This is a genomic window from Streptomyces sp. NPDC016845 (assembly GCF_044332585.1).
Lineage (GTDB): Bacteria > Actinomycetota > Actinomycetes > Streptomycetales > Streptomycetaceae > Streptomyces.
Genome location: NZ_JBIRPI010000004.1, coordinates 532,691 through 551,576, shown reverse-complemented (window position 1 = coordinate 551,576; position 18,886 = coordinate 532,691). Strand labels below are relative to the sequence as shown.

Sequence of the window (18,886 nt, the reverse complement as noted above, 5' to 3'; positions counted from 1 at the left end):
CGACAGATATGTCCCGGCCAGGACCCGACCCGGAACGGTCGGCGTGGTCCGGCAACGCGGCCCCGGTATCCGGACCGGACCGCCGGCGACCGGTGATCCCGTCGGTCACGGCGGCAGCCTAGGCGGTGCGCCGGCGGGGGAGGGTGAACAGGGCGTCGGCATCGCTGAGGATCAGGGCGAGTTCCGCCTGCAGCCGGTCGAAGGGGTGGTTCAGGTCGAGGCCGGTGAGCACACGGATGGAGCGCAACCGGTACGTGAGTGTGTGCCGATGGATGTACAGACTGCGGGCGGCCGAGGCGGAGCACAGGTTGTGCGCCAGATAGGCGGCGAGGGTCTGCTGCAGATACCTGTGGCGGGGGTCGGTGTGCAGCGAGCCGAGGCGCGCGGTGATGAAGGCGCTGCGCTCCTTCGCCGTCAGATCGAGCGCCGCGACCAGGGGCGACACCTGCTCCGTGTCCAAGGACCGCCCATAGCGCCGCGCGACCACGGCCGCCAGCGTGGCCTGCCGCGCCGCGCCCCCCGTGTTGCCGTCGGCGACGGGGACGAGCGCGTACGGCGCCAACACGTCGGCCGCGGTCGGCCGGTGCCGCGTAAACGCGGTCACATGTGTCTCCGCCACGGCGATCACCGCGAGAGGATTGGCCGCCCGGAACCGGCGCAGCGCGTCCTTGCCGTCATGGCCGGAGCTCCGCAGCGCCACGAGGCACCAGCGGGGCGGCGCGTGCGGGGGCGTGTGGTCATCCCCGGCGCGGGGTGCGTCGAGGGCCTCCGGCGACGGGGGCCCTCCATGCGCACCCCGGCCCGCGTCCTCCACCCGCCCACGCACCACGGACGCGTTGGCCACCCGCAAGGCCCGCAGCGCCGTGCCGAGGAACACCCTCTCCAGCGCCTCCCGGAAGCGGGTGTCCGGGAGACGGCCCGTCAGGGCGCGGTGGAGTACCTCGACGCACGCGTGGTGCAGGACGAGGCTGTCCTCCGCGGAGAGGCCGGCCCGGGTGTGTGCCGTGGCGCGGGCCGCGAACGCCGTGTCCAGGGTGGCGGGGGACACCTCGCCGGCGAGGACGGCGACCCACAGCGCGACGTCGGCCGTGACCGTGGCGGTGGTCACCGGGCCGGTCGTATGTCGGGCCACCTCGGTGAGCGTCTGGCGGACGAGCTCCTCGGTGTGGTGATGGTTCAGGTCGTGGACGGCCCGGGAGAGTACCGGTGTGAACTCCGGCGAAGGGGCGGCCGGGTTCGGCTGGGAACGATGCGGCACGGTGGCTCCTTGCATCAGTCGTCTGCTCGATCGTCCGCTCAGTGGGCCGGACGATCGGCCGTGTTCGCCAGCATGTATTTGCGTCACTATGCATAGCAATCGACCAAGTGCACAAAGATCGAGCGCTTCGGATCGGACCCGTGTGCAATGTGTTCAAAGTGGGCCTGTCCGCCGCACTGTTGTGGCCGTTCGTGATTGAGCCCGCGCCAGGACGGGCAGATCTCAGGTTTGCCAAAGGCACGCGGAACCCGTGGGCCCCGATCTGTTGTCCGCTCTGGACCAGAAATGTCCGGCACTGTGCGCACTGTCACCGCCCGTCCCGCCTAATGCACTGTGCGGCCACGCACCGAAGGTGTGGCCGAACGCATCGGCGAGGTGAGGGAGACACATGGTTCGGCGCGGGTTGCTGGTCGGCGGTGTTCTCGGAACGGTCGCGCTGACCGTCGTGTTACGGGCCTGGAACCTGGCGGGCAGCCCCTTCCCCAACGACGACGAGGGAACGTACCTGGCGCAGGCATGGGCGGTCCGCGCCGGAACGGGCCTGTCCCACTACACGTACTGGTACGATCATCCGCCCCTCGGATGGGCCCAGTTGGCGGCTCTCTCCTGGTTCACGGACTATCTGCCCCAGCAGTCGATGGCGTTGCTGCAAGGGCGGCTTGCGATGCTCGTGGTGGCCGCCGCGACCGCGCTCCTGATGTACAGCGTGGCGCGCCGCCTGCGGATGAGCCGGCCGGCCGCGCTGTCCGCGCTCGTCGTCAACGCCGTGTCGCCGCTGGCCATCGACATGCAACGGCAGGTGTACCTCGACGGCTTCGCCGTCCTGTGGTTCCTGGCGGCCCTCGCTCTGGCCCTGTCCCCGCACCGCCGCCTGTGGGCGCACTGCGGCAGCGGTGTCTGCTTCGCGATCGCCGTGCTGTCCAAGGAGACCGTCGCCGTCCTCCTGCCCGCCCTGCTCCTGGCGCTGTGGCAGCACAGCGACCGCAGGCTCCGGGTCTTCTCCTTCACCGCCTTCACGGCAGGCTGCATGGTGCTGCTGAGCTACCCGCTGTACTCCCTGCTCAAGGGCGAGCTGCTGCCCGGCGCCTGCCACTCCTCCCTGCTGCGCGCGCTGAAGTGGCAGCTGTTCGCCCGCGGCGGATCGGGCTCCGTGTTCCAAGCGGGCACCGTGGCCAACGAGTTGGTGGCGCAGTGGCTGAACACCGATCCGATCCTGCTGGCCGGCGGCGCGGTCGCGGGGTGCGCGATCCTCCTCGTACGGCCGCTGCGCCCGCTGGGAGCGGTCGTGGCGCTGCTGGTGCTTGTCGCGCTGCGCCCCGGGGGCTACCTGCCCAAGATGTACGCGGTGCAGATGCTGCCGTTCTGCGCTCTCGCCCTGGCCGCGTTCGTGGAGCAGTTGCTGAAGGCGCGGCGGGTGCGTTCGCGTCCGGGGCGGGAGGCCGTGCGGATGGCGACCATGACGGCGGTGGCGTTGGCGCTCGTCCTGCTGGGTCCGGGGTGGCGGGCCCAATGGAACTGCGTGCAGACCGACGACCTCATGAAGGGCTACCGCGCCGCGGGCCACTGGCTGCGCGACGCGGCGATCCACGACAGACGGGCGGTGCGCCTGGTCACCGACGACGTGCTGTGGCTGGACGCCGTACGCGCCGGATACACACCCGGCGCCGGAGCCATCTGGCACTACAAACTCGACAAGGACCCGGCCGTCGTCGCCTCGATGCCGCGCGGATGGCTCGACATCGACTACGTGCTGGCCACCCCGACCATGTACGAGGCCCAAAGCGAACTCCCCACGTTGCGCGTGCTGTTGCGCCAGGGAAAGACCCTCGGCCGCTTCGACTACGGGCAGATCAAGGCGCTCCGCATTCCCGAGAAACCGCCCGAGGGCGCGCCAGGACCCGTACCCGTACCGCCCGAGGTGCGCAAATGCCTCGAGAAGTCCGACGACATCTGGCCGTACGCATGACGCGCACCGCGTGATTTCCGGACGTTCGCCGCTTCGTCCAAGAACCCCCCGCATCCGCTCTGTGCCGGAATCCGGCCGGGCAGCCTCCGGGCGACCGATCAACGGCCCGGAGAGCCGGGCGACACAGCACGGAGGTGCATCGAATGGGAATCATCCGGACCACGGGAAAATGGACGGCCGTTCTGCCGGAACCGCGGAACGTCACGGGTGTGGGCTCGAGCAAGGTGCAATGGGGCACGGCCACCTCGGGCGAGGGCAGGAGCGGGTACACCCTCACCGGAGGTGCCACACAGGCCCAGCTCAACGGGAACGAATTCACCCTCGCCTCCTTCAAGCACGAGAACTTCCCCATCAACAGCGGCATCAGCGACCGTGAATGGGATGTCACGCTCCAGGTCAATGTCACGTTCGAGGACCACACGTCGCGGGACTTCACCTTCAAGTTCCACCACAACGAGACGGACAACAACGGGCCGCACCCGGACGACATCGTCTCGCTGCCCGAGTTCATCTCGCCGGAGACGGTGACGGTGGACGGACAGCCGTACAAGGTCATGCTCAGCGGCTTCAAGCAGGGCGGACAGGTCGTCCGGCGGTTCGACAGCCCGGAGGGCGGCTCCAACAGCGCCGACATCGTCGCCGTGTTCGCCAAGCCGGGCAAGCCGGACGTCACGATCGTCCACGTGGAGGCCGAGGGATCGGGGCCCGGCCAGCCGGACGAGTACGCCGAGATCTTCAACAAGGGCACCGAGGCGGCCGGCCTCGGCGGATGGAAGCTGCGCGCGAGGAACTCCGGCAAGGAGTTCACCTTCCCCGCGGGCACGAAGCTGGCGCCCGGCACCCGCGTCCGCGTGTACACCAACGAACAGCACCAGGAGACGGGCGGCTTCTCCTTCGCCAGCACCGCCCCCGTCTGGGACGACCGCACCGACGTCGCCCTCCTCACCGACGGCCAGGGCAAGGAGACGGCCCGGCTGCGCTACGGCCAGAAGATCACCCCCGACCCGGTACCGCCCGAGGTCCACGGGCCGGGCGAGGCCCACCCGCACGTGATCATCGCCAGCAACGACAGCCGGCCGGTGGGCAAGCAGAAGGTCGTCCTCACCCTGTCGCCGAACGGGCCGCTGCGCTTCAGCCCGGACCACAAGTCGATCTCCGCCTGGAGCAACGCGAAGAACAAGATGGTGGAGTACGCGGGCACGCTCTCCGCGGACAAGCGCACCCTCACCATCGACGCCGACCTGGAGCTCCCCGCCGACGGGCAGCCGCGCCAGTACCAGGTGCAGGTCGCCGTCGACGGCGGTGCGCCGAGCGGCTCCTACACCCTGCACTGGGAGCTGGGCGAGCTCGGCTCCGTGGACAGCGTGATCAACGTCAAGTGAGCCGGTGGGTACGCACCGGCCCCGGACGGACCGGTGCGTACCCCCGTGCCCCGCCACGATCCGAACGCGAGGCCCCTTCGTGGTAGTCGCCTGCCTGCTGACCCTGACCGCCCTGCACACCCTGAACGCCGCGCTGACCCTGCGGTGGATGCTCTACGCCTGGGAGACCCCCGACCGGCTCCGGGTCACCTCCTTCGCCGAACCGGACGCGCCCCGGCTCTCCTTCTCCCTGCTGCTGCCCGCCCGGCACGAGGAGAAGGTGCTGCGCCACACGGTCCGCACCATGCTGGCCGCCGACCACCCCGACTTCGACATCGTCATCATCACCGGCGACGACGACCCCGGCACCGCCGCCCTCGCCGACGACCTCGCGGCCGCCCACCCCGACCGGGTCCGGCACGTCGTCGACCACCACGCCCAGAAGAACAAGCCGCGCGCCCTGAACACCGCGCTGCCCGCCTGCCGGGGCGACATCGTCGGCGTGTTCGACGCCGAGGACATCGTCCACCCCCACCTGCTGCGCCACATCGACGCCGCCTTCCGCACCCACAGCGCCGACGTGGTGCAGGGCGGCGTCCAGCTGATGAACTTCCAGGACAGCTGGTTCGCGCTGCGCAACTGCCTGGAGTACTTCTTCTGGTTCCGCAGCCGGCTGCACCTGCACGCGCGTCAGGGGTTCATCCCCCTGGGCGGCAACACCGTCTTCGTCCGCACGGCCCTGCTGCGCGAGGCGGGCGGCTGGGACGGCGACTGCCTCGCCGAGGACTGCGAGCTGGGCGTACGCCTGTCCAGCCGGGGCGTGCACGTCGTCGTCGGCTACCACCCCTCCCTCGTCACCCGCGAGGAGACACCCGCGACCCTGCGCGCGCTGCTGCGCCAGCGCACCCGCTGGAACCAGGGCTTCCTCCAGGTCCTGCGCAAGGGCGAGTGGCGCCACCTGGCCACCGTCCGCAGGCGTCTGCTCGCCCGGTACGTCCTCGCCGCCCCGTTCCTGCAAGCCACCACCGGAGTGTTCGTGCCGGTGACCTTCACCATCGCGCTCCTGGACGGCATCCCCCTCGCGGCGGCCATGGTCGCCTGGGTACCGATGCTGCTGCTCCTGGCGATGACCCTGTTCGAGTGCGCGGCCCTGCACAACTTCGGTCGCGAGTACGGGCTCGCGGTACGCCCCGTCCACCATCTGCGGCTCCTGTGGGGGCTGCCCCCGTACTCCCTCCTCCTCGCCCTCGCCGCACTCCGGGCCGTCTGGCGCGAGTGCCGCCACCACAACGACTGGGAGCTGACCGCGCACAGCGGCGCCCACCACCTGCCCGCGCCCTGACCCCCACCCCGGGAAGAAACCATGAACGCGCACGTCCCGCCTCCTCCCTCCCGGCCGGCCATGGCCGTCGTCATCCCGACCCGCAACGAGGCGCACAACGTCGGCCGGTTGCTCGGCCGGCTCGAAAGCGCCGTCCCGGCCGGGCTGCCCACCGAAGTGCTCTTCGTCGACGACTCTTCGGACGGGACACCGCAAGTGATCCGTGCCGCCGCCGGACGCTGCCGCCTCGCCGTCGCGGTCCACCACCGCGACCGCCCGGACGGCGGCCTCGCGGGCGCCGTTCTGGAAGGCATCGACAGGACGACGGCGCCCTGGATCGTCGTCATGGACGCGGACCTGCAACACCCGCCCGAACTCGCCCACCCGCTGGTACGACACGGCGACGTCAGCGGCGCCGACCTGGTCGTCGCCAGCCGCTACACCGCCGGCGGAAGCTCCGCGGGGTTCGCGGACGGCCGCCGCACGATGCTCTCCCGCTCCGCGACCTGGCTGGTCAAAAGCCTCTTCCCGCGCGCCCTGCGCGGCATCTCCGACCCCATGAGCGGCTTCTTCGCCCTGCGCCGCGATCTGGTGTCACCGCCCGCGGGAGCGAGCCCGCCGCTGCGCCCACTGGGTTACAAGATCCTCCTTGAGCTGGCTGTGCGCGGACGGCCTCGCACGGTCGCCGAACTCCCGTACACCTTCGCCGAGCGCCACCTCGGCACCTCCAAGAGCGGTCTGCGCGAGGGCACCCGGTTCCTGCGCCACGTCCTCCTGCTGCGCACCACGAGCGCGTGGTCCCGGATCACGGTCCTCGGACTCATCGGCCTGTCGGGCTTCCTGCCCAACCTGGGCGTCCTCGCCCTGCTCACCGCCCTGACCCCGCTGCACTACCTGGCCGCCGAAGCGGTCGCCACCCAAGCGGCGGTCGTCTGGAACTTCGTGCTCGCCGAGGCGCTGCTGCCGTCGGAGGACGTACGAAGGCCCCGGTGGCGCCGCAGGTTCCTGACCTTCGCCGCGCTCGGCAACACCGACCTGCTCGCCCGCCTGTTCCTCACCGGACTGCTGGTGAACGACGGCGCCCTGACCCCGGTGACCGCCACCGCCGTGGTCCTGCTCGTCGCCGTCCTCGTACGCCTGACCCTGCTGGAACGGCTGCTGTACCGACGCGGGACGGGGAGGGCCCGGCCATCCGGACCCTCCCCGTCGGCGTCGAACGGTCAGACGCGGTCGGCCGCGATCAGCACGTACTGGAAGGACCCGTCCTGATACGAGTTGATGAACGCGTCCTCGATCCCCGTGACCAGCGAGGACGTGGCCCGCAGCTCCCAGTAGGGCAGCGTGTCGGGGGTGAGGTCGATGACCGCCTGCGGTACGAGACGGTTGTCGGCCATCGCCCGCAGGTACTCACGGCGCGAGTGGATGTTGCACTCGAAGTGCGCGTTGATCTGCGACACCCACTTCGAGGGCTGCCCGTACCGCGGGTTCCAGCAGCCGGTGATGGTCACGTAGCGACCGCCGACCGACAGGACACGGGAGTGCTCGGCGAACAGATCGTGCAGGTCGACGTACATGCTCGACTCGTTGTTCCACGAGCCGGCGGCCTGCCCCGTCTCGAAGGGCATGTCGAGCATGTTGCACACGCGGGCCCGCACATGGTCCTCGATGCCGAGCTCGGCGGCGCGGCCGTTCGCGAAGTCGGCCTGCTTGGCCGAGAGGGTGACACCTTCGACCTTGCATCCGAAGCGCTGGTGCGCCATCACCATCGAGCCGCCGCGGCCGCAGCCGGCGTCCACCAGGGTGTCACCGCCGCCGATGTCGCCGAGGTGCCGCAACAGGACCTCGGCCTGCGCCGACTCGAGGCGGTGCAGCTCAGCGATGAGCTTCTGCTCGCTGTTCCTCTCCTTGCCGTCGCCGAGCGCGGCGTGGTCGACCTCACCGATGCCGTAGTGGTGGTGGTACAGACCGTCGACATCGCCGAGCCGCAGGTTCACGGGCCGGGCCTCGCCGTCCCAGTACCGGGCGATGTCCCCCTGGTAGGGCGTGGCGGGGCCGGGGACGAGGTGGGGGAGGCCGGTGCCGGGAGCGGTGAGTTCGGTGCTGGTCACAGATGGTTCCAATCTCTTACCAGAAGTCGGGCAGGCTGTATCGGTAGGTGTTGTTCTGGTGCCAGTAGTGGTTGCCGTCGACCCACGCGGCCACGCCGCGCAGGAAACGCTGGACGTTCGGTTCGGGGCAGGCGGCGGCCAGGGCCGCCGCCTCGTTCTCGAAGTCGTGCATGAGGTCGTTGTGGACCTCGACCGCCTTCAGGTAGCAGTCCCGTTCGGAGAGGTCCTCGCGCTGCGCGAGCACGACCGGCAGGTTCAGGTGGATGCCGGGTGCGTCGAGTTCCTTGGTGTACGAGTACAGGTCGTTGACGATGGTCGTCGCGTTGCCCGCGAGGGCGATGACCCGCTGCATCTCGGGACGGGCGTGCAGGTCGGCGGGCAGTTCGTAGCCGCCGACGGTGTCGGTGATGGTGGGGCAGGGGCGGAAGTTGTTGAACTGGCGCATCGCCAGGTACTCCCACACCTCCGGCACCCGCTCCTCCTGCGCCCAGGCGGCCTCGGCGAGGTAGCCCATGTGCAGCCGGGCCATGTCGTGCCGGTACCGGTCGGCCTGGGAGGGGCTGCCCGCCCGTACGAAGTACTCCATGGCGGAGCGGTAGGCACGCCGCGGCGCGTCCGAGTGCAGGGACTCGGCCCAGTCCGGGTGGTACTCCGCCGTCGTGTGCAGCGGGTCCAGGGCGGTGTGCGCGAGGAGGAGGCGCTCGCCGAGGCCGACGGGTGAGCCGCCGTGGTCCTCGCAGTAGCAGTCGTCCACCGCGTTCTCGGCCACCATCAGGCGCGTGGCGAGCATGACGTGGTCGACGGTCGGGGCGTCGGGATGGCAGCCGACCATGTAGCTGCCGACCGAGAAACCGTCGAACTCCTCCTCCCAGTCGTCCGGGTACAGGGAGACCTCGTCCATCGCCCAGGCCTTGATGCGTTGGCTGACCTCCTCGACGCGCACCGGATCGGGATCGGGCACCGGGTGGTAGTACAGCCCGGGGACCGCCGGGCCCGACGCGGCGGACGACGCGGGCAGCGGGGCCGCCGACGGCTCCACCACCTCCGGCGGGCTCGGCGGCTCCTCCCGCGGGCTCAGCCGCAGTCCGGCCGTGCCGAGACCGCTGGGCCCGCGCAGGACCGCCGCCAGGTCGGCCTGCGGCGCCGGAGCTTCGACCACCGTGGCCTGCGCGGACGGTGCGGCGGGGGCGCCGCCCAGGAAGGCGCTGATGTCGCGGGCGTGCGCCGACGCGTCGGCGAGTACGCGCGCCCCGAAGCCCGCGGCGGCTTCCGGCACGGTCGACTGAGGCGGGGTGAGCTCAGGCGGGGGCATCCATGACTCCTCGGGGACTCCTTGGCGGGGTGAGGGCCTGTCGATTCACGAGCCGGGCCCGCTACCGGGGCCAGTTCGAGATCTGCACGTTCTCCAGGACGCCACACGCGTCCGGCACGAGGATGGCCGCGGAGTAGTAGGTGGAGACGAGGTAGGAGGTGATCGCCCGCTCGTCGACGCCCATGAAGCGGACGTTGAGGCCCGGCTCGACCTCGTCCGGCAGATCGGTCTGGCGCAGGCCGATGACGCCCTGCTCCTCCAGGCCCGTACGCATGGCGAGGATGGAGCTGGTCCGCTCCTTGCTGATCGGGATCTTGTTGCAGGGCAGGATCGGGACGCCGCGCCAGGCCGGGACCTGCTGGCCGCCGACGTCGACGTGGTCCGGGTAGAGCCCGCGCGCGTTGAACTCGCGCCCGATCGCCGCGATGGTGCGCGGGTGCGCGAGGTAGAACTTCGTGCCGCGCCGGCGGCAGAGCAGGTTGTCCAGGTCGTCCGGGGTGGGCGGGCCCGAGTGCGGCTGGATGCGCTGCTTGAAGTCGGAGTTGTGGAGCAGCCCGAACTCCCGGTTGTTGATGAGCTCGTCCTCCTGGCGCTCGCGCAACGCCTCGATGGTGAGCCGGAGTTGTTCCTTCGTCTGGTTGAACGGCTGGTTGTAGAGGTCGGCTACGCGGGTGTGGACCCGCAGGATCGTCTGCGCCACCGACAGCTCGTACTGGCGCGGCTTCGACTCGTAGTCGACGAACGCGCCGGGCAGTTCGTGCTCGCCCGAGTGGCCGGCGGACATGGCGATCTCCGCCTCGCCGCGATGGTTCTGGTTGCGCTGCGCACGCGACTTGAACTCTTCGACGTGGTCCCGCAGGTTCGAGGCGTTGGCCAGCACGCTCTCGAAGTCGGCGCGCGACAGGGTGAGCAGCGTGCCGGAGGTCTCCGCGACGGCGGTCTGTTCCCAGCGGGCGCCGTCGTCCAGCAGGGCGTTGTCCCCGAACCGGTCGCCGTCGGCGAGTACGTCGAGCGTGACCTGGTCCCCGTACTCGCCGACCGTGTGCTGGCGGACGCGGCCGTGCGCGATCAGATGGAGCCGGTCCGCGGGCGCGCCGCGCTCGACGAGGGTCTCGCCGGCCGCGAAGTTGCGCTGCACGCACTTGTCGGCGACGGCCGTCAGGACGTCCACGTCGTCGAAGCCGCGCAGGGGCGCCAGTTCGCCGAGTTCACGGGGGATCACGCGGACGTCGGAACCGTCCTGGATGAACTCCACGCTGCCGTCGCCGACCGTGTAGGTCAGGCGCCGGTTCACCCGGTAGGTACCGCCGGTCGTCTCGACCCAGGGGAGCATCCGCAGCAGCCAGCGGGAGGTGATCTCCTGCATCTGCGGGGCGGACTTGGTGGTGGTGGAGAGGTTGCGGGCAGCGGCGGTGCCCAGACTGGTCTGCCGGGGCGGCTCGGTCCGGGCCTCCGGGGTCGAGTCAACGGTTGTCATCGGGGGAAGCTCTCCTTGGTCGGACGGCGGGGTGGGCTGACGAGGCGTGACAGCGAGATGTGACAACAGGACGAAATGCCGGGATACAGAGGGGAATCTGTCTGGATTTCGCGAGAACAGTAGTGGCGGCGTTGCCCGCCGAACCAAGAGAAGCCCGGGACATTAACTCGAAACGATGATCACGGCCGCTGGATGTTTGACCGGGTAGGGGCGGAACTCGGCTATTTTTCGCAGGGTGCCGGCAGGGGCCGTGGGGCTCTCAGCTGCCGCATTCCTGCGGTTACGCGAAGGCCGACCCGTGCCGCGGCGTCGGAAACCGGACAACGCTCAGCAGGTGCTGATCCGGCGTGCGCCGACGTGCGTGCGGCCAGCAGGGAGATCGGGGTGGTCAGCGCCGGGTCCGGCCCGGTGGTGCGCGCGGCGGCGTTGTCGAGGAGGTCGTCGCGCAGCCGCACTCTCCCTGACCCGGACGGCAGCGCTGCCGCGGTCGCTCGGATCGGGGCGGGACACCTGACAGGGGCGTCGCGCGTCTTCGTCGCGGGCGGCCTACGCTGGCGCTCTCGTCCGTACTCGGTCACCGTCCAAGGAGCCGCCCATGACCACCGCACGGGACCTCGCGATCGTCGCCCTCGACGGGGCGGCCGACAGGCCGGTGGAGCAGGGGGAGCTGTCGCTCGCGCTCGCGGGCGCCGAGGTGCTCGACCTCGTGGCTGCCCGGGCCGTCGTGCTCGACGGCGAACGCCTCGTGCCCGGCGGCCGGTCGCTCACCGGTGACGGCCTCCTCGACGAGGCGGCCTCGGCGCTCGTACGGGAGGAGCCGTACGAGCCGGTCGGGGACTGGCTGTGGCGCCGGGGGCGCGGCCTCTCCGCGTCGTACACCGACGAACTGGAGCGCACCGGGCTCGCGGTCGCGCGCCGGGGCCGCCGCGGTGCGCTGCGGACCGGGCGGACGGAGCTGGTGGAATCGGCCGCCCGGCGCGAGGCGCGGGAGCGCTGGGCGGCGGCCGAGCCCGTCCTCGCCGCGCTGGCCGCCGCCGCGGGGCTCCGCGAGGAACCGTCCGCGGAAGTCACCGACGGGACGGCCGAGAGCGTGGTCACCGTGCTGGTCGCGGTCGGCACGGCGGTGCAGGAGCTGCAGGCCGTGCGCCAGCGCAGGGTGATCGAGGACGCCGCCTTCGACAACATCTGGCGGGGCTTCTAGCCCTCGCCGGACACGCCTCCCGCCGTTTCGGTTCTGCGGGCGTGCAGGACACGGCCGTCCAGGGGGAGCGGGGTGTGGCCGACGAGGGTGAGGCCCGCGCCGGTGAGGAGCTGGGCGTAGTGGTCGGCGGTGCGTTCGCGGCCGCCGACGTTGCACCGCATGTGCAGGTCCCAGACCGGGGCCAGGGACGGTGAGTCGTCGGTGGGCAGCAGGCGTTCGACGATGAGGAGGTCGGCGTCGGCGGGCATGGCGCGGGCGACGTGGCGCAGGATCTCGCGGCAGCGTGCGTCGTCCCAGTCGTGCAGGATCCGCGAGAGCAGGTAGACGTCGGCACCGGGCGGTACGTCCGCGAAGTCGCCGGGCAGGAACGTGCAGCGGGCGGTGTCGAGGCGGGTGCGGGCGGCGTCGATGACGTGCGGGCGTTCGAGGAGCACGGCGTCGAGGGCCGGGTGGGCGGCGAGGATGTGGGTGAGGAGTTCACCGTTGCCGCCCGCGATGTCGACGACCGTGGCGCCACGCGGCCCGCGCGCGGCGGCGGCGAGCACCGGGTGGGCGGGGAGCGGCTCGAACATGCGGCGGCTCGCGGCCATCGAAAGGTCGAAGAGCGCGGCGAGTTCGGGGTCGCGCGCGAAGTGCTCGAAGTGGTGCCTGCCGAAGACGTGGTCGAAGGCGACCTCGCCGGTGCGCACGGTGTGGTCCAGGGCGCCGAACGACTCGTAGAACGGGCCGCCGTACATCAGGGCCAGCGCGCGCATGGAGCCCGGGTCGTCCGCGCGCAACAGCGCGCCCAGCGGGGCGAGGCGGAAGCCGCCGGGGCTCTCGTCGGTGACGACGCCCAGGCCCGCGAGGTGGCGCAGGAGCACGGTCAGGGTGTCCGCATCGGCGCCGACCGCCCGCGCCAGCGCCTCCGCGTCGACGGCCCGCCCGGTGTCCATCGCGTCGGGCACGCGGAACCGGGCGAACACGGCGAGCGCCTGGGTGGTCCAGGCGCCGGTGAGCAGGCGCAGCATCGTTTCCGCCGGCTGGCCGGTGCGGAACGCGTCGAGGTGCGCGCCGAGCTGGTCGCGGTGGTCGCCGGGCGCGTACAACTCGATCCGGCGGTAGTCGGCCTTGGCGTCGGCGGGGGCGGCGAAGTAGAACACCGTGCCGTTCTCGTGCGGGTTGTAGCCGCCCCCGTCGGGGAGGGCCCCGTAGCGGGCGAACGACGCGCGCAGGCCGCGCAGGACGAGGGGGTCGGGGGCGGCGACCTCGAAGGCGACGTGCGCCTCCTCGTGGCGGGTGCGCTCCCGCTCCGCGAGGGGTGCCAGGTCGGAGCCGGGCGGCACGGTCAGCGCGAACACCTCGACCGTACGGGGCTGGCCGTCGCGTCCCTGTACGGCCGGGCGCAGGATGCGCACGTCCAGGTCGGCGGCGGCGCGGTGATGGCGCAGCGCGAGCCGGTCCCGTACGACGACGCTCGGCTGCGCAGCCGAGCCCGGCGGCAGTCCGCACTCGGCGAGGGTCGCGTCGAGGGCCCGGGGGTCCGGTGGGAAGACGAGCAGCGCGGCGTGCGCGAAGCGGCAGCGCTCGACGAGCGCGCGCAGTTCCGGACCGTCGAGCCCGGGGAGCAGGAGCGGCAGAAGGGTCTCGCTGTCCTGCGCGGAGACGAAGTCGACCGTCGCGCGCAGGCGCGACGTGTCGTCCGGCAACGCCGTGATCATTACGGGCAGTTCCTCATTCCGGGATGCGGGACGCGTGGTGTGGGGTGCGTGGTGCGGGACGCGTGGTGTGGGGTGCGTGAGTGATCTGTGGTCATACGCCGACGTAGCGCTCGGCGAACCAGTCCTGCTGGCCGCGCGAGGTGCGCAGCGCGGTCATGCGGGCGCGCCGCAGGCGGTCGTGGAACGGCGCCTCGCCGTCGCTGCCGGGCGATCTGTGCAGGAGTTCGATCAGCCAGTGCGAGAACTCCTGGGCGGGCCAGACGCGGGCGAGGCAGCGCGCCGAGTAGGTGTCGAGCCCGGTGGCGTCCCCGCGGGTGAGGTCGTCGACCAGGGCGAGGGCGAGGAGTTCGGCCTCCAGAACGGCGAGGTTGGCGCCCTTGGCGGCGGACGGGCTGATCAGCCCCGCGGCGTCGCCCGCGAGGAACAGGGCGCCGTGGCGCAGCGGTTCCAGGACGTCGGACTCGAAGTCGACGATGTCGCGCTGCACGATGCGGCCGCGGCGCAGCGGCCCGTACTCCTTGGCGCGCATCCGCAGGTCCAGCTCGTCCCAGATGCGGTCCTCGGACCAGGCGTCGGGCGGGGTGCCGCGCTCGCACTGCAGGTAGTAGCGGGTGATGCCGGCGGTGCGGGCCATGTGCCCGGCGAAGCCGCGCTCGTGCACGGCGTAGCCGACGGCGTCCATGCTGGGCGGCGCCTCGGCGAGCAGCCCGAGCCAGGTCACCCGGTGGTCGCGGCGGTAGTGGCGGACCGTTCCCTCGGGCAGGGAGCGGCGTGCGGCCCCGTGCCGGCCGTCGCATCCGGCGACGTAGCGCGCCCGCCACCGGCCGGGGCGGCGGCCCGGGGCGCGCACGCTCACCGACGGCGCGTCGCTGTCGGCGCCGTGCACGGCGAGCGCCTCGGTCTCGTAGCGGATACGGCCCCCGGCCTTCAGGTAGTAGGTCAACAGGTCGCTCACCAATGCCTGTTGGGGGTAGACGGTGTGCCGCTCGCCGAGGCCCAGCTCGCTGTAGTCCAGGCGGAAGCGGCCGTCGTCCGTGCGGAACTCGCAGGTGCTGTGGGTCAGGCCGTGCCGGTGCAGTCCGTCCGAGAGGCCGTGCCGGTCCAGGATCCGTACGGTGTTGGCGGCCAGGAATCCGGCGCGCGCCCGGGTCCGGATGTGGTCGCGGGTGGCGCGCTCCAGGACGACGCAGTCGATGCCGCGCGCCTGGAGCACATTGGCGAGGACGAGCCCGGCCGGCCCGGCGCCGAGGACGACGACGTCCGCCGACTCGACGCCGTCTGGGGTGTGTTGACGTGATGTCACGGAGTGGAGCTTATGCGCTGAAAATGCACGTACTCTCACCAATTCACCTGAACGTACGCACAGTGTCCGTAAAGCGTCCGGGGCCGGCCTACGTCGAGATGGGGGAGTGTCAGTGGTCCTGTCCCGTGCTCGGAATGTCGATGACACCCTGCGCCCGCAGCCGCTCGATGTCGGCGGCGTCACGCCCCAGGGCGGTGAGGATGTGCTCGGTGTGCTGTCCCGCGACGGGGACGGGGCCCATGCGCGGGCTCACCCCGGACAGGTCGGCCGGTGGCAGGAGCGCCTGTACGGGGCCGGGGGCGCCCGGCACCTCGATGTCGCGCCAGCGGTCGCGCCCGGCCAGCGAGGGGTGTTCGAGGAAATCGGCGACGGAGTTCACGCCCGCGTTGGCGATGCCCGCCTCGTCCAGGAGGGCCATGGCGTCCTCGCCACCGAGTTCCGCGAAGCGGGCGGCGACGGCGGCGTCGACCTCGGCGCGGTGGACGACGCGGGCGGAGCCGGTGGCGAAGCGGGGGTCGTCGGCGAGTTCGGGGCGGCCCAGGACCGTTGTGCACAAGGCGTCCCACTCGCGCTCGTTCTGGACGGAGAGCAGCACGTCCTTGCCGTCGGCCGCGGTGAACGGGCCGTACGGGGCGATCGTGGCGTGCCGGGCGCCGACGCGGGGCGGCTGGGTGCCGCCGTAGCGCGTGTAGTAGGCGGGCTGGCCCATCCACTCGGCCAGCGCCTCGAACAGGGCGACCTCGACGGCCGGCGCGCGGCCGGTCGTGGCCCGCGTGTACAGGGCCGAGAGGATGCCGCTGTACGCGTACATCCCGGCGGCGATGTCGGCGACCGAGATCCCGGCGCGGGCCGGTTCACTGGGCGAGCCGGTGAGGGAGAGCAGGCCCGTCTGGCACTGGACGAGCAGGTCGTACGCCTTGCGGTGGGCCCAGGGCCCGGTGGTGCCGTAGCCGCTGATCGTGCAGGGGATCAGGCGCGGGTGGCGGGCCTGGAGCGCGGCCGGTCCGAGCTCCAGGCGGTCGGCCGCGCCCGGCGCGAGGTTCTGCACGAACACGTCGGCGCCCGCCAGCAGCTCCTCCAGGACGTCCCGGCCGGCCGGGGACCTCACGTCGAGGGTCAGGGACTCCTTGGAACGGTTGAGCCACACGAAATAGCTGGCCTGGCCGTGCACCGTGGTGTCGTACCGGCGGGCGAAGTCGCCGCCGCCGGGCCGCTCGACCTTGACGACCCGGGCGCCGAGGTCGGCGAGCTGACGGGTGGCGAAGGGGGCGGCGACGGCTTGTTCGAGGCTGATGACGGTGATGCCGTCGAGGGGAAGGGGGTCGGTCACGGGGGTGCCTTTCCTGGGAGGGGGTGCGCGGGTCGGAAGGGGGCGTGGCGGGGGCGGGGCTCCGCCGGTGCCGGACAGCCCGCGACGGGGCCGCACGGGTGCGAGCCGGGGCCGCACGGGTGTCGGGCGGATCCGCGCCGGAGCCGGAGCCGGACCCGTGTCGGTCGCGCCCCGCGCCGCGTCGGTCTCTTCTACGGCCCACGGCGGCGCCGGACAAGAGCGCGGCCGTGCCGTGGCCGCGGGCTCGTGCGGTGGGCCGCAGGGGCTTGGGTGCGGCACAGCCGCGCGGCTCTGGTGCGGTGGGTCTTTCGGCGCTGGTAGGACAGGACCGCGGGGCCCCGGTCGTACCGGGCCCTCGCGGGTCTGCCGCACCGAAGTCCCACCGGTCCGCAGCCCTGCCCGCCGGAGAAGAGCGCGACCCCGCCGGAGAAGAGCGCGACCCCGCCGGAGAAGAGCGTGACCCCGCCGGAGAAGAGCGTGACCCCGCCGCACCGGAGCCCGGCCCCGCCGCACCGGAGCCCGGCCCCGTCCACGAGATGCGCGGAGCGCACGTCGCGGGCACAGTGGATGAGAGTCTCTCGTGGAGCGGGGGCGATCGATGTTCCGCAGCGGGTCCGCCGAGGACGGTGAGGAGCTGCTGACCAAGCTCGGCGCGCTCACCGCCCGCGCGCGCGAGCTCGCGCAGATGCAACGCTCCCGGGTGGAGCTGGCGGTGGCGCTGCAGCAGGGCATGCTGCCCCGGGACCTGCCGCAGCCGCCGGGGGTCCGCCTCGCCGTCGGTTACGTGCCCGCCAACCGCGGCCTCAACGTCGGCGGCGACTGGTACGACGCCTTCACCATGTCCGACGGCCGCATCGGCCTGTCCATCGGGGACGTGCAGGGGCACAACATCAGGGCCGCGGCGTTCATGGGCCAGGTCCGCGTGGGCCTGCGCGCCCTCGCCTCCGTCACCGGCGACCCCGGTGAGCTGCTGAGCCGCACCAACGACCTCCTGCTCGCTCTCGACGCCGACCTCTTCACCACCTGCACCTTCCTGCGCCTGGACCCCGCCACCGGCACCCTGGAGTGCGCGCGGGCCGGGCACATCCCGCACATCTGGGCCACCGCCGACGGCCGCTCCGGCATCGACGACGGCGAGGGCGGGCCCCCGCTCGGCGTGCTGCCCGGCGCCTCCTACCCCGTGACCCGCCACCGGCTCGACACCGGCGGCGTCTTCGTCCTGCCCACGGACGGTGTGGTCGAGGGGCCGTCCCTGGACCTCGACGACGGGCTCGCACAGGTGCGGCGGCTCGCCGAGGTCACCGCCGCCGCGGGCCTGGGCGTGCACACATTGGTCGGCGGCGTGATGAAGCTGGCGGACACGGTGGGGCACGAGGACGACGCCGCCGTGCTCGTCGTCGGCCACGACGGCGACACCGCGTGGCGGCACCCGCCCGAGGAGTGAGGCGGACACGGGCGGGGGCGTCCATATGGCCGAGAAGGTGCGGCCGGTGTCTCATGGCTGCTGTGTTGGTTACCCGGCGGTCCCCACGGCCGGCCCTGGAGACGGCTGCGAAGGCACTGGCCGTGGCCGCCTGCTACTACGCGGCCGGGCGCCTCGGCCTCCTGGGCCAACTCGTCGTCGAGGGCGTCGTCGTCACGCCCGTCTGGCCGCCGACCGGCGTCGCCGTCGCCGCCCTGTTGCTGTTCGGCGTGGGCGTCTGGCCCGGCATCGCCCTCGGCTCCTTCTTCGTCATCCTCACCCTCACCACCCCGCAACTCACGACGCTGGTCACCGTGGCCGGCAACACGGCGGCGCCGCTCGTCTCCTGCCTGCTGCTGCGCCGGGTCGGCTTCCGGCTCGACGTCTCACGCCTGCGGGACGGGCTCGGCCTGGTCTTCCTCGGCGGACTCGGCGCCATGCTCATCAGCGCGACGATGGGGATCGCCCCGCAGGTGTGGACCGGCAGCCTGGAGGCGGGGGACTTCTGGACCGTGTGGCTCGCGTGGTGGGTCGGCGACGCGATGGGCGTCCTGCTCGTCACCCCGCTCCTGCTCGCGCTCCTCCGGGGCTCGAAGGCACGGTTCCCGGGCCGCCACTGGCCGGAGGCGGTGTGCTTGGCGCTCGTCACTCTGGGGCTCGTGCCGCTGGACGTGCTGAGCCGGATGAGCCTGCTGTTCCTCATCTTCCCGCTGCTCATCTGGGCCGCGCTCCGCTTCCAGCTGGCCGGAAGCATGCTGTGCGCCCTGGTCGCCTCGGTCCTCACGACGTTCGCGGCGAACCAGCAAGTCGGAGCGTTCCGCGGCCTGTCCGGTGTCGAGGTCATGGTCAAGCTCCAGGCGTTCAACGGGACCGCCGCGCTGACCGCCCTCCTGCTGTCCGCCCTCGTGACCGAACAGCGCGCCACACGCCGCTCGGTGCAGCGGGCGTGCAGGGAGCTGGCCGAGGTCCTGGAGCACCTCGCCGCGGGGGAGGACCCCACGGAGCCCTCCGGCAAGCCCCCGCCCGACGCCGATTGACGTGTCGATCACCACGGGCAGGCCGACGCGGTCCAGCCGCGGCCTGGTCC

The 18,886-nt window shown here is 72.1% G+C and carries 14 protein-coding genes; 7 read left to right on the top strand and 7 right to left on the bottom strand.

The features are described 5' to 3' along the window. Window positions 1–118 precede the first annotated feature (118 nt). The gene (locus ACH4RC_RS15715; protein WP_398200391.1) at window positions 119–1,258 is read right to left on the bottom strand and encodes a PucR family transcriptional regulator; all 1,140 of its coding nucleotides are present in this window, start codon (window positions 1,256–1,258) and stop codon (window positions 119–121) included. Between the two features lie 388 nt (window positions 1,259–1,646). On the opposite strand from ACH4RC_RS15715, the gene ACH4RC_RS15710 reads away from it, so the two are divergent. From ACH4RC_RS15710 to ACH4RC_RS15695, 4 genes are all read left to right on the top strand, one after another. Next, window positions 1,647–3,224: an ArnT family glycosyltransferase gene (locus tag ACH4RC_RS15710; protein ID WP_398200388.1), complete on the top strand. Its 1,578-nt coding sequence runs from the start codon at window positions 1,647–1,649 to the stop codon at window positions 3,222–3,224. A gap of 143 nt (window positions 3,225–3,367) precedes the next feature. Further along, complete coding sequence (locus ACH4RC_RS15705) at window positions 3,368–4,606, top strand: choice-of-anchor K domain-containing protein (RefSeq protein WP_398200386.1); 1,239 nt, start codon at window positions 3,368–3,370, stop codon at window positions 4,604–4,606. Window positions 4,607–4,685: 79 nt separating this feature from the next. Beyond that, window positions 4,686–5,927, top strand: coding sequence for a glycosyltransferase (locus tag ACH4RC_RS15700; RefSeq protein WP_398200384.1), 1,242 nt, complete (start codon window positions 4,686–4,688; stop codon window positions 5,925–5,927). Window positions 5,928–5,948: 21 nt separating this feature from the next. Continuing rightward, window positions 5,949–7,175, top strand: coding sequence for a polyprenol monophosphomannose synthase (locus tag ACH4RC_RS15695; RefSeq protein ID WP_398200381.1), 1,227 nt, complete (start codon window positions 5,949–5,951; stop codon window positions 7,173–7,175). Here ACH4RC_RS15695 and ACH4RC_RS15690 read toward each other — a convergent pair. From ACH4RC_RS15690 to ACH4RC_RS15680, 3 genes are all read right to left on the bottom strand, one after another. Continuing rightward, the gene (locus ACH4RC_RS15690) at window positions 7,127–8,014 is read right to left on the bottom strand and encodes a geranyl diphosphate 2-C-methyltransferase (RefSeq protein WP_398200379.1); all 888 of its coding nucleotides are present in this window, start codon (window positions 8,012–8,014) and stop codon (window positions 7,127–7,129) included. The genes ACH4RC_RS15695 and ACH4RC_RS15690 overlap by 49 nt on opposite strands. A 16-nt stretch (window positions 8,015–8,030) precedes the next feature. Beyond that, a complete protein-coding gene (locus tag ACH4RC_RS15685; protein WP_398200376.1) occupies window positions 8,031–9,326 on the bottom strand; it encodes a family 2 encapsulin nanocompartment cargo protein terpene cyclase in 1,296 nt (431 codons plus the stop codon). Window positions 9,327–9,387: 61 nt separating this feature from the next. Next, window positions 9,388–10,803 carry a family 2B encapsulin nanocompartment shell protein gene (locus tag ACH4RC_RS15680; protein WP_398200373.1) on the bottom strand — a complete coding sequence of 472 codons (1,416 nt, stop codon included), beginning with the start codon at window positions 10,801–10,803 and terminating at the stop codon, window positions 9,388–9,390. 595 nt (window positions 10,804–11,398) lie between these two features. Between ACH4RC_RS15680 and ACH4RC_RS15675 the strand changes: the two genes are divergently transcribed. Continuing rightward, complete coding sequence (locus ACH4RC_RS15675; protein WP_398200370.1) at window positions 11,399–12,004, top strand: GPP34 family phosphoprotein; 606 nt, start codon at window positions 11,399–11,401, stop codon at window positions 12,002–12,004. Here the strand turns inward: ACH4RC_RS15675 and ACH4RC_RS15670 are convergent. The 3 genes from ACH4RC_RS15670 to ACH4RC_RS15660 all read right to left on the bottom strand — a co-directional run bounded on the left by ACH4RC_RS15670 (window position 12,001) and on the right by ACH4RC_RS15660 (window position 16,337). Continuing rightward, a complete protein-coding gene (locus tag ACH4RC_RS15670) occupies window positions 12,001–13,704 on the bottom strand; it encodes a methyltransferase (protein ID WP_398200367.1) in 1,704 nt (567 codons plus the stop codon). The genes ACH4RC_RS15675 and ACH4RC_RS15670 overlap by 4 nt on opposite strands. Before the next feature lie 91 nt (window positions 13,705–13,795). Next, the gene (locus ACH4RC_RS15665; RefSeq protein ID WP_398200364.1) at window positions 13,796–15,007 is read right to left on the bottom strand and encodes a 4-hydroxybenzoate 3-monooxygenase; all 1,212 of its coding nucleotides are present in this window, start codon (window positions 15,005–15,007) and stop codon (window positions 13,796–13,798) included. Window positions 15,008–15,116: 109 nt separating this feature from the next. After that, the gene (locus ACH4RC_RS15660; RefSeq protein ID WP_398200361.1) at window positions 15,117–16,337 is read right to left on the bottom strand and encodes a CaiB/BaiF CoA transferase family protein; all 1,221 of its coding nucleotides are present in this window, start codon (window positions 16,335–16,337) and stop codon (window positions 15,117–15,119) included. A 598-nt stretch (window positions 16,338–16,935) separates the two neighbouring features. Between ACH4RC_RS15660 and ACH4RC_RS15655 the strand changes: the two genes are divergently transcribed. Together ACH4RC_RS15655 and ACH4RC_RS15650 are read left to right on the top strand one after the other, a co-directional pair. Then, window positions 16,936–17,781, top strand: coding sequence for a PP2C family protein-serine/threonine phosphatase (locus tag ACH4RC_RS15655; protein ID WP_398200359.1), 846 nt, complete (start codon window positions 16,936–16,938; stop codon window positions 17,779–17,781). Window positions 17,782–17,834: 53 nt separating this feature from the next. Continuing rightward, window positions 17,835–18,836, top strand: a complete 1,002-nt coding sequence (locus ACH4RC_RS15650; protein WP_398200356.1) for an MASE1 domain-containing protein — start codon at window positions 17,835–17,837, stop codon at window positions 18,834–18,836. The last annotated feature ends 50 nt before the right edge of the window (window positions 18,837–18,886 follow it).